13 protein-coding genes and 1 pseudogene are annotated in these 16,039 nt (G+C 36.9%); 8 read left to right on the top strand and 6 right to left on the bottom strand.

The features are described 5' to 3' along the window. Window positions 1–223: 223 nt before the first annotated feature. Window positions 224–421: a hypothetical protein gene (locus G498_RS16025; protein WP_081694197.1), complete on the bottom strand. Its 198-nt coding sequence runs from the start codon at window positions 419–421 to the stop codon at window positions 224–226. Between the two features lie 256 nt (window positions 422–677). On the opposite strand from G498_RS16025, the pseudogene G498_RS0102380 reads away from it, so the two are divergent. After that, window positions 678–938, top strand: a pseudogene (locus G498_RS0102380) (hypothetical protein); the annotation flags it as partial. A 30-nt stretch (window positions 939–968) separates the two neighbouring features. Here the strand turns inward: G498_RS0102380 and G498_RS0102375 are convergent. After that, window positions 969–1,523: an REP-associated tyrosine transposase gene (locus G498_RS0102375; RefSeq protein ID WP_026979669.1), complete on the bottom strand. Its 555-nt coding sequence runs from the start codon at window positions 1,521–1,523 to the stop codon at window positions 969–971. A gap of 515 nt (window positions 1,524–2,038) precedes the next feature. Here G498_RS0102375 and G498_RS0102365 point away from each other — a divergent pair. After that, window positions 2,039–3,526 (top strand): MauE/DoxX family redox-associated membrane protein, encoded by a 1,488-nt coding sequence (locus G498_RS0102365; protein ID WP_026979667.1) that lies wholly within the window; start codon window positions 2,039–2,041, stop codon window positions 3,524–3,526. 83 nt (window positions 3,527–3,609) lie between these two features. Further along, window positions 3,610–3,894 (top strand): DUF6520 family protein, encoded by a 285-nt coding sequence (locus G498_RS15305; protein ID WP_051269649.1) that lies wholly within the window; start codon window positions 3,610–3,612, stop codon window positions 3,892–3,894. 49 nt (window positions 3,895–3,943) lie between these two features. On the opposite strand, the gene G498_RS0102355 is transcribed toward G498_RS15305, so the two are convergent. The 3 genes from G498_RS0102355 to G498_RS0102345 are packed head-to-tail and all read right to left on the bottom strand — an operon-like array spanning window position 3,944 to window position 10,917. Further along, entirely contained in the window at window positions 3,944–6,571 is a 2,628-nt protein-coding gene (locus G498_RS0102355; RefSeq protein WP_161625328.1) for an alpha/beta hydrolase family protein, read from the bottom strand. Beyond that, the gene (locus tag G498_RS0102350) at window positions 6,571–7,944 is read right to left on the bottom strand and encodes a RagB/SusD family nutrient uptake outer membrane protein (RefSeq protein WP_026979664.1); all 1,374 of its coding nucleotides are present in this window, start codon (window positions 7,942–7,944) and stop codon (window positions 6,571–6,573) included. Before G498_RS0102350 ends, G498_RS0102355 begins: the two co-directional genes overlap by 1 nt. Window positions 7,945–7,959: 15 nt before the next feature. Next, window positions 7,960–10,917 carry a SusC/RagA family TonB-linked outer membrane protein gene (locus G498_RS0102345; RefSeq protein WP_026979663.1) on the bottom strand — a complete coding sequence of 986 codons (2,958 nt, stop codon included), beginning with the start codon at window positions 10,915–10,917 and terminating at the stop codon, window positions 7,960–7,962. Window positions 10,918–11,482: 565 nt separating this feature from the next. Between G498_RS0102345 and G498_RS0102340 the strand changes: the two genes are divergently transcribed. The 4 genes from G498_RS0102340 to G498_RS0102325 all read left to right on the top strand — a co-directional run bounded on the left by G498_RS0102340 (window position 11,483) and on the right by G498_RS0102325 (window position 14,755). Continuing rightward, window positions 11,483–11,719, top strand: a complete 237-nt coding sequence (locus G498_RS0102340; protein ID WP_240470433.1) for a helix-turn-helix domain-containing protein — start codon at window positions 11,483–11,485, stop codon at window positions 11,717–11,719. A 122-nt stretch (window positions 11,720–11,841) separates the two neighbouring features. Continuing rightward, window positions 11,842–12,645 carry a trypsin-like peptidase domain-containing protein gene (locus G498_RS0102335; protein WP_026979661.1) on the top strand — a complete coding sequence of 268 codons (804 nt, stop codon included), beginning with the start codon at window positions 11,842–11,844 and terminating at the stop codon, window positions 12,643–12,645. Window positions 12,646–12,796: 151 nt separating this feature from the next. Beyond that, window positions 12,797–13,684, top strand: a complete 888-nt coding sequence (locus tag G498_RS0102330; RefSeq protein ID WP_026979660.1) for a DUF6602 domain-containing protein — start codon at window positions 12,797–12,799, stop codon at window positions 13,682–13,684. 3 nt (window positions 13,685–13,687) lie between these two features. Then, window positions 13,688–14,755 carry a nucleoid-associated protein gene (locus G498_RS0102325; protein ID WP_026979659.1) on the top strand — a complete coding sequence of 356 codons (1,068 nt, stop codon included), beginning with the start codon at window positions 13,688–13,690 and terminating at the stop codon, window positions 14,753–14,755. Window positions 14,756–14,966: 211 nt separating this feature from the next. On the opposite strand, the gene G498_RS15695 is transcribed toward G498_RS0102325, so the two are convergent. After that, the gene (locus G498_RS15695) at window positions 14,967–15,134 is read right to left on the bottom strand and encodes a hypothetical protein (RefSeq protein ID WP_154656439.1); all 168 of its coding nucleotides are present in this window, start codon (window positions 15,132–15,134) and stop codon (window positions 14,967–14,969) included. A 46-nt stretch (window positions 15,135–15,180) separates the two neighbouring features. Between G498_RS15695 and G498_RS0102315 the strand changes: the two genes are divergently transcribed. Next, window positions 15,181–16,035 carry a restriction endonuclease gene (locus tag G498_RS0102315; protein WP_161625327.1) on the top strand — a complete coding sequence of 285 codons (855 nt, stop codon included), beginning with the start codon at window positions 15,181–15,183 and terminating at the stop codon, window positions 16,033–16,035. Window positions 16,036–16,039 lie beyond the last annotated feature (4 nt).

Below are 16,039 nucleotides of genomic sequence, written 5' to 3'. Positions count from 1 at the left end.
AGAGTTTTTTGAATTGGCCACGAATTACACCAATTACACGAATTTACACGAACCGGTGTGTGGTTTCTTGGCTTTAGCACCGTTGTAACAACATTTTTGCTTTGATTTTTTGTTGCAATATGAATTTTAGCTGTAGGTTTTGAAAATGAACCGTAAATCCTGTTCTTTTGTTTTTAGTTTTGCTTAAAGCCCGGGAGGCTTTGCTGCGTGATGTTAATGTTCCTTACAGATAATTTTCCACTAACTGTTTTTTTAAACCTGTATACTCACAAAATTCATCGATACTGACCAAACTGGATTGGGGTTTATTTTGTTCTTCCTTAATCCTTTGCAATAGCCTTGCTGACTGACGGTAGCTTTTTCCGGTTATGGTTTGTACATCTTTCGGGTAAATACAAATTCTTTTGGGTGTTGTTTTCATACTTTATCCATGCTTTGTCTATGCTATTTAAAAGCTGCTGTTTTTTTGAGCCACTAAAATATTTAATAAATGTATCGGTTTGAAGTGGTCGTTTACGTCTAAAAATGTCTTTTGTGTTCCTTTCTGTCATTTGGAATGGCAGCGGGTAAAAACGCTTGATATAATTTAAAAATTTGCCTCCGGATCAATCCGGAAATGTTGCAACAGAATTACGATTGATAAGCAAATTATTTTATTAATTTAAAAGACAAACATTATGGCCAGACAGAAAGGCATATTTAAAATTAAAGGTACCATTGGGGATGTTACTTTTTACAAATCGGGAGATGGGTATTTAGTTCGTGAAAAAGGCGGTATTGATGCCAACCGCATTGCGAGTGATCCGGCATTTCAGCGTACCAGAGAGAACGGTTCGGAATTTGGACGCGCCGGAAAAGCCGGTAAAATGCTGCGAACCGCATTTCGCCCATTATTACTGAACTCGGCGGACCACAGAATGGTGAGCCGTTTAACCCGATAGCGCGGATTTGCAATCCGTGCCCACAATCTAAATCAAATCTAACAGAGTAACTTCTAAATCATTTTCTAAACGAGCATAATTTCTTGCGGAACTAAAATAATAATCTTCCGCGAAACCAACTATTTTATCTTTGACGGGATTTTGATGAATGTAATTTACTTTTTGCTTTATAAACGAGTTACTATAAACATGTTCCGCATGATAACCATCTTGCCAAATTTTATATTGTTGCTTCCTTTTTAAATGTTCACAAGCGTTTTGAAAATAATGCAACATCCATTCTCTTCTGCTTTCAGGTTCTTCGATTATCGTTTGAATGATTTTCTTTGAAGTGAATTTCTTAAAATCACGCATCACATCAGACAAAACAAACCCACTTGTTGCCTTGCATAATAAATGAACGTGACTTGTCATGATACAATAGGCATATATTTCCAATCCTTTGTTTTGTTGACAATGCTGTAATGCATGGATGAGCACATATTTTTGATTAAGACGTGTAAATATATCTATCCAACCTACTGTTGTAATGGTAATAAAATAGGCTTCTTCTGTTGTTGTGGCTTTATATTTCGTTGACATGGCTTTTTATATAAAATAACAAAGCTACAACTTTTTGTCGTTGTAGCTTTTAGTCGCGTCTCTTTGTGGGCACGGATTGCAAATCCGCGCTATCGGGTTGCACTAACCCAAGTTAATCCTTTGAGTTTAAAATATCCAATTTCAACTAAGAAAGGCGCCAGTGGTTCTGCCATCATGCTTAAAGATTCTATTTCAATTGTAGGTATTCACACACGTGAAACTGATGAAACTCTTAATCAGGGGGTCAGAATTACTGAAGATGTGAAAAATGAAATTTATAGCTGGATGCATTAGTAAAAGAATTCTAACTTAGATATATTAAAACCTTGTTTCTAAAGAGAAAACAAGGTTTTTTTTATTTAACTTAAATTTATATTGAATGCAAGGAGCTTAAAAACATCTATCTGTTAACCTTATAATTTTCTCCCTTTTGGATAAGTTGTTGTCCCGAATTGAAATGCCTTTACTGTTTGTATTTCAGAATTTTACATCATTAAACCAATCGAGTTAATGTTATGAAACTGAATGCAACTTTTAGGACTGTTTTACTTGAAAGTATTTGTTTGCTGTATGTTATTTTGTTTGTGTATGCGGCTGTAAGTAAATTACTTGAATTTGACAATTTTCAGGCGCAGCTTGGGCAATCTCCTCTTTTAAGTGCTTTTACCGGATTTGTGTCTTATAGTGTATTAGGACTTGAACTTATTGTTGCCTTATTGGTCTGCTTTCCTAAAACCCGGTATATCGGTTTGTTATCCGCTTTAAGCTTAATGGTGCTTTTTACTGCTTACATTGTAATTATTTTGAACTATTCCTACTTTGTGCCTTGTTCCTGCGGTGGTATTTTGGAATCGTTGGGATGGAAGGAACATCTTGTTTTTAATGTCGGATTTGTGATTTTGGCTTTGATGGGTTTGCTCCTTGCTACAACCAATGTACGCAGAACAATCTTTCAGCTGATTATTGTTTTTCCTACATGCATTGTTTTTATGGTTGGGCTTTATATCGCTTCGGAGCGTGCCATGCATCGGGAAAATCCTTTTATCCGCAGGTTTGTTGAGGGTTCGGCTTTTAAGACTGATGAAGTGCAATTGATTAATAACTCTCATTATCTGGCAGGCTCTGATAACGGAACTGTTTTTTTAGCCGATCATTTAGCTCCGATGTACATTACCGCTTTTGATACGCTTTTAAAAACCAAGAAGCAATTTAAAATTGAACTGGAACGTGACGATTTCCCTTTTCAGACTGTGCAAATGAAAGTGCTTCCTCCTTTCTTTTATTTGACGGATGGCACGGTTCCGGTTATCTATCGCGGGTTACTGGATGACTGGAAAGGGAAAATTCTGATGGAACCCAATGGATATTATTTTTCGAAAGCGGAAATTACTGCACCGAACACCATAGTATTTAGGGCTCAAAACAGTAATAACGGCGAGAATGTATTAGGAACGTTTCAATTTGGAGATTCTCTGCATGTTTCCTACGCTCCTAATCTATTACAAAAACAGGTTGACGGTTTCTTTGATACGGACGGTACCATGGCTTTTGACCCTATGATGAAAAAGTTTGCCTACACTTACTATTACCGAAATCAATTTATGGTATCTGACCCGAATTTAAAACTTGATTATCGTGGCAAAACCATAGATACTATCAGTCATGTAAATTTTAAAACTGCCTACATTAAAGCAACCAAAGAACGAAAAATGGCTTCGCCACCACTAACGGTAAACCAACTGACTGCCTTTTCAAACGGTTTGTTGTTTGTGAATTCTAAAATCGTTGGCCGCTATGAGCCCAAAGAAATGTGGCAGGAAGCTTCTGTTGTTGACATTTATGATACGCACAACTATTCTTATTTATCGAGTATTTACATATATCATGTGGAAAAGGCAAGACTACAATCGATGTATGTTGTTGGGGATAACCTATATGCTATTATAGGCTCCTACTTGCACCGATATCATCTGAATACCAATCTTATTCGCAAAAAGACTTAAAAATATACCGGCCGGTAGCAGGACTGAGATCGAAAACCTGTAGAAAAGAGTAGATCAGAAAATCATATCTAAATTTTATTATTATGAAAACTATTGCAAAAGTGATTTTGCCAGTATTGGCATTCACATTGGCCAGCGCAGGTGCCATTGGCACTAATGAAGCGAAAGTTAGTGAGGCTAAAAAGCCCGTTTTGATTACAGGATTTATCCAAAACCCGAATCCAAATAACTGTTTGGAAATTACTGTGGATTGTACTCCCGTAAACACCGGACAGATTTGTATGTCGAGCGAGGCAACTCCAAGACAGGTTTGGCGAAAAAACATTGCCAACCAGTGTAGTCTGAACCTGTATAAAGTGGTTCACTAATACCCCTAAAACAAAGTGCCTCCATCAAACCATGGAGGCACTTTCATTTTTATTCCGTTCCTTTCTGAATCCAAGCTGCTGCGGGTTCTTTCTTTAAAAAATGGTCGAACCACTGTTGTATGCGGTTGGTTAAATCTATCTGATTTTTACCATTAACAAAAATATGCCCGTCATTGGGGTAGCGTAGCATAATGTGTTTTTTGTTTAATCTTCGCAATGCAATGTAAAAGGTTAAGGCTTGTTTCGGCAGTACGTTTTCGTCCTGCAAACCAGCCCAGGTTAATAAAGGTGTATTTATCCCAGCCGCCTGCATTAATGGTGAATTATCGAGATAGCCTTGCGGGTTTTCAAAGAAGGATTTTCCCATGCGGTACTGCTGATTTTCATAACGCCAAGCGTCTATTTTATTGTCTTCTTTATTAAGTGTGAAATAATGCCTTGCCACATCGGAAACGCCTGCCCCACTAACCGCAGCGGAAAACAAGTTGGTTTGGGATATAATGTAGTTGGTTTCGTAAGCCCCGAATGATTGTCCTTTTAATCCAATTTTTCCCTGCTCTGTATAACCCATGTCTATTACTTTATTGACCGCTGTAGTTACACAATCTAAAGCGGATTTTCCCGGACTCCCTTTTTGAAATTCGATATCCGGTAATAAAACAAAATATCCTTTTGAAGTAAAGTTGGTAATGTTTAAACCAATGGGATTGTTGAGTGTTGGATTTACATATTGGTTTAGTTCCCGTGAGACCGTGTCGTAAATCCAGACTATCATAGGGTATTTTTGACCGGGCTTGTAATTTGCCGGATAAAACAATGCTCCGTTTAGTTCATTTCCTGAAGGGGCTTTGTAGTGTATCATTTCTGACTTACCCCAAAAATACTTGTCGTGATGCGGATTACTTTTATATATAATCTTATGATTTACCTCATTTCTTACTTTAAACATAAGGCTTGGTGGTACATCAAACTTTTGAGTTTCATAAACAAAAGCCTGATCATTCTTCGACAGAAGCAATCTGCCTGCTGCTCCCTGTTCTGTAACTAACGAAATTATCGATTTATTTGGTCGCAACTCGTGAAAGCCATTGCTCCCATCGTAAAGATTTAATGCCGTTAGTATTTGTGTATCTTTTAGATCGATTAAAGCATCCGGAAGGCCTGAATAGTTAGTATACGATGTCGGGCTTACTTTAATACGAAACCTTGTTTTGGTTTCTTTACCTTTTGTAAGTCTATAGCTTTTCTTTCCTTCCAAATCGATTAACCAAACATCGTAATAATCGTAAAGCAGCACTGATTTGTAATCGCTGGTAAAACCTGCCAAACCCCATACATTTAATTGTGCTCCCGGATCTGTTTTACGGTTGTCCCAATCTGACTGTAACTGTTTTGTAATATTTCTATGCTTATTCAGGTTAGTATCATAACTCCACCAATTGCCTTCTCTAAAATAAACAATATACTTTCCGTTGGGTTGCACTCTTATCATTTCCTGTTGTCCTGATTGTTTTTCCAAGAGCTTTATTTTGTTTCCGCTGGCCAGTTCTGTGAGGTAAAAGTCCCGGTCCGCAAAAAGTTTGTATTCGGGTTCGTACTGCATTGGATTGGCCGTTATGGCGTATTGCTGATTTCCGGTTAGCATTATCCACGATTCTTCCTCTGAGGTAATTACACTCACCTTTCCGGTTTTAGGCCACCATACTGCCAATAATTGCGTATTGCCCACAGAAGCTTTTAGCTTTCTTTCAGGGTATATGATTTTATCATTTGCGTTCCATATTTCTACCCCTTCAAAGTTTTCTTTATCGGGTTTTTCGAGTATGCTTTGTATTCCGAAAAATACTTTACTGCCGTCTGTTGAAAGTTTTAATGCAATGTTAGAATTGGTATCTATTCTAAAGTTTTTTGGAAAACCTGAACCTGTTTCATTTAAACTGTAGTACTTGTTTTCTTTACTGTTGAGATACACAACTTCAGATTGTTTATCGCTTTTAGTACTTGTGCGATAGAAGACCACATCTTCCCCATTTTCCTGCCAAGTTAAAGCACTGTAAACTGTATTTGCATTTTGACAAACCAATTTCACTTGAGGTTTTGTGACAAGACTGATTATAGTAACAGAAGGCATAGAACCTGTTGTAGTGCAAAGGATTTTTGTTTTGGCCTCATTCCAAACATACTTATCCGCCTCATCGATGGATTGCAAAAGTTTTCCCTGAAGATTCCGGATGCACAGCTTTTTACTTTCGTTTGCTACGGGTTCTTCGGTAATAAGATAGTTTTCGTTTGCCGTTATTCTGTAATTGAAAACATTAGTAATGCCGGTTTCTGTTCCGTTTGAAAGGTTTAGCAGTATTAGACTGTTGTTTTTACGATAAGCAAAGATGTTCTCTTGTATGAACCTGCTGTCTAAAGCCTTAGGCAACACATATTTCCTTTGTGTTTTGGTACTTAAGACAAACAACGTATCGGCACCCGATGGGTAGGACATTGAATAACTTACCCAATTACCGTTATCTGAAAGAGCCCGCGTTTGCAACGTGCCCCACAGGTGATAATCTTTCCCGGTAAGCGGGATTTTGGTTGCTACCTGCCCCATTACAGGGCAGGAAACAAACCCAAATATGAATACAGCTAATGCGCCGTAAACAACTTGTAAATAGGCTTTTTTCATTAGTATCCGGGATTTTGGGTCATGTTGGGGTTTGCCAGTAATTCCGTTTCTGGAATTGGCCAATGGGCATCTGTATTGTTCCATCCCGGTTTGACTGGTGTTAACACTGCGTTTAATTGTCCGGTTCGTTTTAGGTCGAAAAAGCGGTGGCTATATTCGGTAAAGAATTCTAAACGGCGTTGCAGCATAATATCATTGAATATTGCCGCTTCGGTTACTGCAGGTGTATCGGGCAAACCTGCGGTATTGCGGATAAGATTTACATCTGATTTTGCTCCAATCTCGTTACCTTGTTTTAACCTTGCTTCTGCCCGGATTAAATATTGTTCTGCCAGACGGAAGACAACCGAATATTCCAACGAAGTTCCCGTGTTGGTATTTTGCTTGTACTTATGGGCGTGATACCAAATGCTTGTTCCGTCTGTAATGGTGTTAATCCAATGGGATTTGCGAAGGTCTTCGGGCTGAAAAGCGGTTGCCAAACCCGGACTTAAGCCTACGAACGGCGGCGGGCCATCGTTAAAAATAAAGACCGATGCCTCATCGGCATTGTTGCCTTCCATTTTGGGTGAAAACTGCCAAATGGTAGCAGTGCTTTCTTTTAAGAATATTTTGTCTATATCGGTTTCCCAAACATAATCGGTTGTGTTGATTACTTCTGTTGCCAAGGTTTCTGCCTGCAACCAGTTTTCCTGATACAGATATACTCTCGCCAAGAATGCTTTGGCTGTGGCCTTGTTAGGACGCACCCGGTCTGGCGTTAGATAACTTGTTGACAACATTTCTATTGCCTGGAGTAAATCTGAAACGACCTGTTCGTATACCAATGTTTTAGGCATACGGCTGGCTAAGCGGTTTTGCTGATAATCTGTAGTGGCGATGTACGGAACATCGTTATACAAATTTACCAAATAGAAATGCAGCAAAGCCCTGATAAAATAAGCTTCTCCCGTAAATTGGGTTTTATAGGGTTCCTGCAGGCTTACCGATTGCTGGCACCCTTCGATTATAGCATTGGCACAATAGATTTGATGGTAACTGTCGTTCCAGTACTGCCGTGCTGTTGGATTGGTTGCCAACAGGCTGTTATTGAAAATATGAGAAACGTTCTCGTCTGTTGTACCGTAATAGATTAACTCGTCTGTATATAAGCCAAGATTTACCGAAGTGCCCAATGCAGAACCTGTGATAAGGCCGTTGTCGCGTACTTTTGCAAAAAGGTCTAACACGGCTGCATTTGCGGTGTTGTGGTTTTCGAAAACCTCGGAGCCTGTGAGTTGCGATTGGGGTGTTTCGACCTCAACAAAACTCTCGCAAGCAGTTGTTAAGGCTAACAAGGTTAGCGATACGGATAATATGAGTAGCTTTTTCATTGGTGTAGTGTTTGATTATAAGGTTAGTTTTACCCCCGTTGTGAATACCCTTAATGGGGGCAGATAGCCTGAGAATTTAAACTCGGGATCGCCACTGTTGTAGGGTGTGAAGGTGAGCAGGTTTTGCCCCTGGAAATACAACTGACATTTTAAATCCTTCGTTTTCAAAGGAATATCATACGTTAATGATACGTTTTTAAGCCTTACAAAGGAAGCGTCCTGCAATGCTGCATCGCTTAAGCCATAACGGTAATAAGCAGCAATAACTTCACCATTTGCTCCTGATGTAAATGGTAATTGCTGATGGCTTACCTCTGAAAGCTGATTAACCGCAGTACCGGGAACGCCCGGCATATAGCCAAAGCTTTGCTGTTTTACAAAATGAAACAAGAAATCCAGTTGCAGGTTTTTATAACGTAAGTTGTTTTGCAAGCCTCCGAAATATTTAGGGCTTAGATTGGCAATAGTTTGTCTGTCTGCCAATGAAGTAATCTGGCCGTCGTTATTTACATCTTCAAACTCGTATAGGTTAGTTAATGGGTTGAAACCTGTGTAATGGTAAAGTTTGACAATATTGACCGACTGCCCTACTACATACGTATTTGCATAAGGAGATGTTTCCAAGCCCGGGTATGACAGCAATTTATTTCTGTTGAATGAGATATTGAAATTGGTTGTCCAAGAGAAATCATTACCTGCAATGTTTTTGGAAGCCAACGTAAACTCTAACCCTGTGTTTTGCACCGTTGCATCGAGATTACCCTGTAAAGTTTGAAAACCTGTAGTGCCCGGAAGCGGGATGCCTACCAATTGGTTAGTAGAGCGGTTGTTATAATAAGCCGACGTTAGGAAAATACGATCCTGAAAGAAACCTGCTTCTAGTGCTGCTTCGAACTTTTTATTGGTTTCCCAACCGAACTCGGGGTTGAACAATCGTATTGGTTGTAAGCCTATGGTGCCCTGATAGGTGTTTCCGGAAGACACATAGGTATCTAAAAACTGATAATCGCCAATTTGGTCGTTGCCTGTGGTACCGTAACTGGTGCGAAGTTTTCCGAAACTTAAGATACTGTTGCCTTGCAGCAATTTTTCTTCGGAGAAAACCCAAGCGGCACCAACCGCCCCGAAGTTAGCAAACTGTTTGCCGGGTCCGAAGCGGCTGGAACCGTCACGTCTGCCGGTAATGTTAAGGATGTAACGGCTATCGTAATTGTAATTGATACGTGCGAAAACCGCCTGATAGTTGTAAACGGCTTCATCACTCAAGTCGATAGCTTTTAGGTTTGCTGAAGCTATATCGTGAATTAAGCTGTTGCTTGAAAAACCAAAACCGGACTGAAACAACCGATTGGTTATCTGGCTTTGAAAAGTAGTACCAAGCAATGCCTCGACTTTAGCTTTCCCGAGATTCCAGTTCCCGTTGATTTGCGGTTCGGCAATCCATGACGTTCTTGATGTGATGTTGTTGCTGATTCCCGATATTTCGCTGCCCAACCCATAAGCAGGATTGTACATGGTGGAAGGCTGTGTGTTACTCTCATTACTGCGCAAATCTGTGTACCCTAAACTGGTTTTGAGTTGCAGGTTGGGTAGAATGTTATACGACAATACCGCATTAGCATTAAAATCTTTGATTTTGGAAAAAAACTCAGATTCTAATAACGCTAACGGATTGTCCCAAGTACTGTTTTCCCAATTTAGGCTTCCGTTGGCATCGTATAAAGCCGGAGCATTTGGCGCCAATGTTCTGGAAACTGCTGTTAAATCTGTAGCGGGTTGGTTATTGTTTTGCGCGGTGTAGTTGGCTGAAAAGTTTAGTTTGAAGCGGTTATTATCGGCCGTATGGTTCATGCTGAAATGCGCTGCGCTTTTCCTGTATTTAAAAGCTTTTGGATATACCGTAGTTTCCAAGCGGGTATTTCCACTTAACAAGTACTGTGTATTTTTAGAGCCACCGGAAACCGAAGCTTGCAGGTTGTTGATTTCGGCTGTACCGCCTATTAACTCTTCCTGCCAGTCTGTATATCTATCTTGGCTCCAAGTGCCGTTGATGTCGTAAGCATAATCGGGATAGGTTGTGATGCCGTCGTTTGCGAAAGCCTGGGCGCGCATTGCCAGATACTCCTGAGTATTCATAAGGTCAAGCTTTTTAGTGACGGAGGCTACCCCTGTTGACGCATTGACACTGAAAACTGTTTTATCTGACTTTCCCTTTTTAGTGGTAATGAGCACTACCCCGTTAGCCCCTCTTGAGCCGTAGATAGCTGTGGCATCGGCATCTTTGAGGATTTCGATGCTTTCGATATCGGAAGGGTTTATGCTGTTTAAAGGGCTCGTCATGGTGGGCATCATCCCTGAAGTGTTGAGCGAACCGATAGTTTCGGAGGAGTATGATACTCCATCGATAATATACAACGGTTGGTTACCATCTGCCCGAAGGCTGTTTTGCCCCCGGATTTTGATTTGGAAAGCGCCGCCCGGTGCGCCACTGTCCTGCGTTACCTCTACCCCTGCCATGCGACCTTGCATAACTGCGATTACGTTGGTTACGGGCTGCTTTTCGATGTCTTTGGAGGAAACTTTAGCAATACTGCCCGTGCGTTCTTTTTCCTTTACGGAATAGTAGCCCGCGTTTACTTTTACTTCCTGTAATTGGGTGGCATCGTCTTGAAGGATTACATTGATTTTTGTTTGGTTGTTTACTGTGATGTATTGTGTTTTGTACCCGATGAAGGAAAACACCAAAGTATCTGTAGGTTTTGCCTCGATGGTATACCCACCGTTACCGTTTGAAATGGTTGCTGTTTGGCTGTTTTTAATAATGATGCTTACTCCAGGCAGAACACCACTATTGTCTGACACGGTGCCAGTTATTTTATGTGGTTGGGATTGCGCCTGAATGGTAAGAGGCAGAACAGAAAAAATAAGGCAAAATATTTCCAGCCTATGCCTACTGAATAAAAAATTTTTCATAGTATTGGATTGGTTAATGAAACGTTAGTTTTGTTTACTTGGGCCTTCTGTACTTATGCGCCAACACGAGGCAGAAGGCTCTTTTTATTTAAAAATTATTTCATCATAGGCATTACTGTTATGATTTGACATTGTTTAAAACAATGCCACTATTAGCCTAATGCAGCTAAGCCATAGTGGCATATAACGGCAAGGTAGACCCAGCCGGTTTTATTGTGATTTTGCGAGCCTGTAAAGTGAAGTTTTGCTTTGAAAAAAGAGAGTTTAGTGCATAAAAAAGCGTGGAACTCAACTTAAATGCCTTAGAGGTACTGGTATACCCGCACACAGATAAGAGAGCCCACGCCATGGTCGTGAGCTTCATGCTTATCCTCTCGTGTGCCAAAAAATTACCAGTTTTCTAAGACGAGATTCAAAGCGAGAGCTTCAAATGTTTTATTTAAAGAATCGCAAAAATATGTATTTCAAAGCAAATGTAAGAAATATTTTTAAATGTAGGTTTTTAAACCCACAATATTTTTTAAAAATGTATTGAAATTGCCACTAGATACTAGAAAATTAAATTTTGACAAAAGACGATTTTAAAATACTATTTGGTAAAAGGTTAGAGTTTCTTAGGACTCAACAAGATCTGTCTTATCGTTCAATGGCAGAAAGATGTGATGTAGATTCTAGTGATATAAGTAAAATCGAAAAAGGAAAAGTAGATATACAATTAAAAACAATTTTAGAATTAGCTAAAGGGTTAAATAAACATCCAAAAGAATTATTTGATTTTGAAATCGATTTTGATGAAAACTAAAAGATGCTTTTAAGCATCTTTTTTATTTACGGGAAACCGTAATGGTTTGTTTAGGAGTATTCTTATTTTTGACAGAGACTTCATATATTTAGAAGTTAGTATCAATTAACAAAAAGATAAATATGAATCACGGTTTTAAAAATGATTATTTATGTGCCGCTAGTAGAATTGAAGCGTATTTTAAAGACGACATAGGCTCAGAAAAGGCAGTATCTGGAACAGCTTTTTTTGTAAAATCTGAAGAAGGGAGTACTAATTTGATAACAAATCGTCATGTTATTGATCTTGATTATAAACAAAGAACAGCAAAATATAAAAATTTCAAACTTGTAAAATTAATAGTTTATAATAAAGAGAAAGATCCGCAAACAGGATTACCAACAGATGACAATGAACTATTAATTGGTAATATTGATCAATTCATTTATTCTGATAATTATATGAATGATGTCGCTTGTCTTAAAAACGTTCAAGCTGCAAGTTTAAATGGCAAAGAACCAAAAGCAAGTTTTAGCATAAATTTAAAAGATATTGCAGATCAAACTAGATTAATGGAAAAAATAACTGTGTGTGATTTTGTTGCTTTTCCTGGTTTCCCAGACTGGTATGATAAAAAAAATAATCTACCAATATTAAGAACTGGAACAATTGCGAGCGATCCTAGATTTGATTATTCATATTCAGGTGAAGATGAAGGACAAGTTATAGCATATGAAGCTTTTTCCTTTGGAGGTTCATCAGGAAGTCCTGTTTTTGCAATTCAAAAAGGTATTAAAGTTGAAGCTCCATTGTTTGGTGGTGGATTTAGGGAAATAATGTTAGTAGGAATAAACGCTGGACATATTCCAGTAAAAGATTCAGTAAACAGTCATTCTGGTATTTCATTTTTTTATAAATCTTCAATTATTTTTGAATTACTTAAATAACCGTTGCTAACATAGAGTTTAGTAATTAATAGAATGATCTTTTCGTACATTTGACTAGGTGATAAAATAAAACTAAAGGAACAAAAGTCCCACCTGACACAAAAGCCGGGGGAACGTTATAGGCATTACCCAAATAAACATCCGTAAATAGATGGAAAAAAAGGATAGAGAATTTAGAAAAATTTCAATTGATACATTCTTCGATTTCGAGGCTGATGGTATAGATATTGCTCAAAGTCAAGTCAAATTAATTCACAATACAGGAAATATAAGAGCTTCAGGCGATCATTTTGAAATAGCAGTTAGAAATTTTTTTAGAAGTAAACTACCTGACAAATATTATATTAGTAATGGGCACATAATTGATACTAAACTTTCAGCAAGTCCACAACTAGATATGATAATTGCTGATAATTTTAGAACTCCAATATTATATAGAACTTTTGATAATACGGAATACTTAACTTATGAAAGTATTTTTGCTTACGCTGAAATTAAATCAAGTTGGAATAAAAAATATATAAACGATTTTGTTACAACAAAAGAAAGAATGCACTCATTTCTGACCAGACCTGAAATAAGTCCAAATTATATTGAAGCAGGAGGAAAAGGTATTTTTATTGACAAAGCAACTACTGCCAACTCACATAAAAATCCATTACTAAGTTTCATGTTTATTGGCATAAGTAATACATTTACCTACGAAGATATCACTGAATATTATAAAAATAAAGACTGGAAATTTCTTCCAAATATTTTATGCTTATTTGATAAAGGAATAATTGTAAATATAAATAAACCTGCATTAGACCAAGGAATTTTCAAAATCAATTTATATCCTGAATTCATTGAAAACAAAGAAGAAAATGAATGGATACTATTACAATTTGACAAGAAAAGAAGCACATTAGGTACACTATATTATTTAGTTTTAGAGCACCTAAATACTTGTGTATTAGGCTATCCAAATATGTTAGATTATATGCAAAAAATATTTGAAATAAATCCTAATAATATTGACTTTATAAATGATTATTAAATTATGATAAACGTTGAAAACATTGAAATATCGAGAATTATTATTCATAAGGTTCATAAAAAAAGAGAAGGTGAAGATTTTGGAACAGCAGAATACTCAGAAAATCTTTTTCGATTTGGAGAGGCAGAGTTAGAAACTTTAAAAGAACGAATTGCTACTGCTTTTTCAAAAAACAAACGATTTTTTAAATTGCAAATTGATGATGATGAAGCAGATAGTTTTTATAGCTATTCTTTAGAGATGAAAAATTCATCAGATGAAAAATTCATAACTAAATCTAAAAGCATTGCAGATTTATTAGCAAAAAGTCATGATAAAAAAACCATTCCTTCAGGACTCCTTTTAATAATGGATGGTAGAATTAACAATAAACATTTCACATTAGTAATTAAGGCTGAATTGCAAGTTGCATTTACCATAAGAGAATTAAACAATCAAAAACTAGTTGAATTGATAAATGATTTATTTCTTTCACCTGCAAAAGACTTTTATAAAATCGGATTTCTTTTAGAAGAAAATATACTTGCGAGTGAAACAAATGAAAAACATTCCTGCTATATGTATGACGATAATTTTAGTAGTGGAAAAAAAGATTTAGCGGAATATTTTTATTCTACTTTCTTAGGATTTAATTCAAACTCAAATGATAAATTAGTAACAAAAAACTTCTATGAAGATGTTTTTAAATTTATTGATACAAATATTCAAGGTTTTGAAGATAAAAGAGGGCTCAAAAATGCCATAAATGTACTTTACAGAGAAAACACATCTGGCATAATTAATCCGCAAGAATTTGGTGAAGACCACTTTACTGATGAATTACTTAGAAGATTTGGAACAGATATTGGCTCTAAATATCCAAATTCTTTTACCAAGGATTTAACTTTAGTAGACAGAAAACTTCATCGAGGACAAATAGTTCTTTTAGATGATTTAAAAATTGAAGGGCCTCAAGAAGCACTTGGGAATGTAAGTGTGATGAGTGGAAATAATATAAACTATGAACAATTACGACTACAAATTGAAAACGGAGAAATTAAACAGATAGTGACTATTAAAACTGAACTTTAAAGTACTGCCTATAACAGCGGTTTTGTTAAAGCTGGCTGGATTTTAGTACAAAACTGAAACTTATTTATTGTTTATACATAAAAATGCATTAGGGCATCTTTATGTTTTTATAGCAACATTTGTAGTTGTTAATTTGGGATAAACAGTTATCCAAAACGGAGCATTTGGTTTTACCCTAACCACCACTACTCTACCTTATTGTATTTTTGGGTTATGGAATGGTATGAAATTTTAGGGTTAATTGTATTTGTGCTTGCCGGGATTTGGTTGCGGGGGAAAGCTTATGATGGTGGGAAGTATCGTGGGTATAATGGTAGTTGGAGGAATAGGAAATGAAAGGCGCTTTTGAGGCGTCTTTCATTTTTTTTAATGTAATCATAAAGCTTTTAGTTTAACTTAGCATTATTCATTTTATGCAAATTGATATGCAACCGACTAACAAGTTAGATTGGAAAATTTACGAATCAATCACGAAATACATTTACGAAATGTTAGGCCATCAATCCGGAGTTAAGGTAAAAGGATTTGGCAGTAAATGTAAAGTTACCGGCAGGTCTGGTAGTAATTATCAAATCGATGTTTTAACAACACATTCTGATGGAATAAATACCTACGATACTGCTATAGAATGTAAATATTGGAAGAAGAAAGTCAACAGAGACATTGTCATGAAGGTATTTGGAATTATAGAAGATACTAGCATTAATAAAGGTATCATAGTCTCCAAAGAAGGCTTTACTAAAGATGCGATTGATTACGCAAAATTTAAAAACATTGGTTTAGTAACTTTAAAGGAATGGAACAATAATGACCAAAGTTCAAGGCCAAAAGAAATTGAGTTAGGAACTTTACAAGTTAATCTTAACATTACAGCTATACGCCCAAAACTTCTACAAATTAATCTAGGCAATAATCGATTTCTAGACGTCCAAGATGAATTGGATCTTTTCAATTATTATGTAGAACTCATCGATGGGAAACGCCGTCCCTTTTATGATTATGTGACCGATTTTCGCAAATACGTGGCTAATCAGCAAAAGATGGAAATTGAAATTATTAAAAGCTACAAACTACCGGAAAGCAAACTTTTCAGACAAGGTATAAATGAGAGTATTAGATTAGATGTTGTTACTATTACAGGGAAATTAACTCAAAATAATGAAAGTAAAAATTTAGAATTTACACTGGTTGATAAAGTTTGGCTAATAATGAAATCTATTTTTGAAGAAAAAACATTTTCATTTTCGGAAAATGGTTTGATTATAGAACATAAGAAATAATGTT

Source organism: Flavobacterium suncheonense GH29-5 = DSM 17707, from assembly GCF_000430025.1.
In the GTDB taxonomy this organism is placed as follows: Bacteria; Bacteroidota; Bacteroidia; order Flavobacteriales; family Flavobacteriaceae; genus Flavobacterium; species Flavobacterium suncheonense.
The sequence above is the reverse complement of the archived record's forward strand: the minus strand, read 5'-3'. Positions and strand labels throughout refer to the sequence as shown.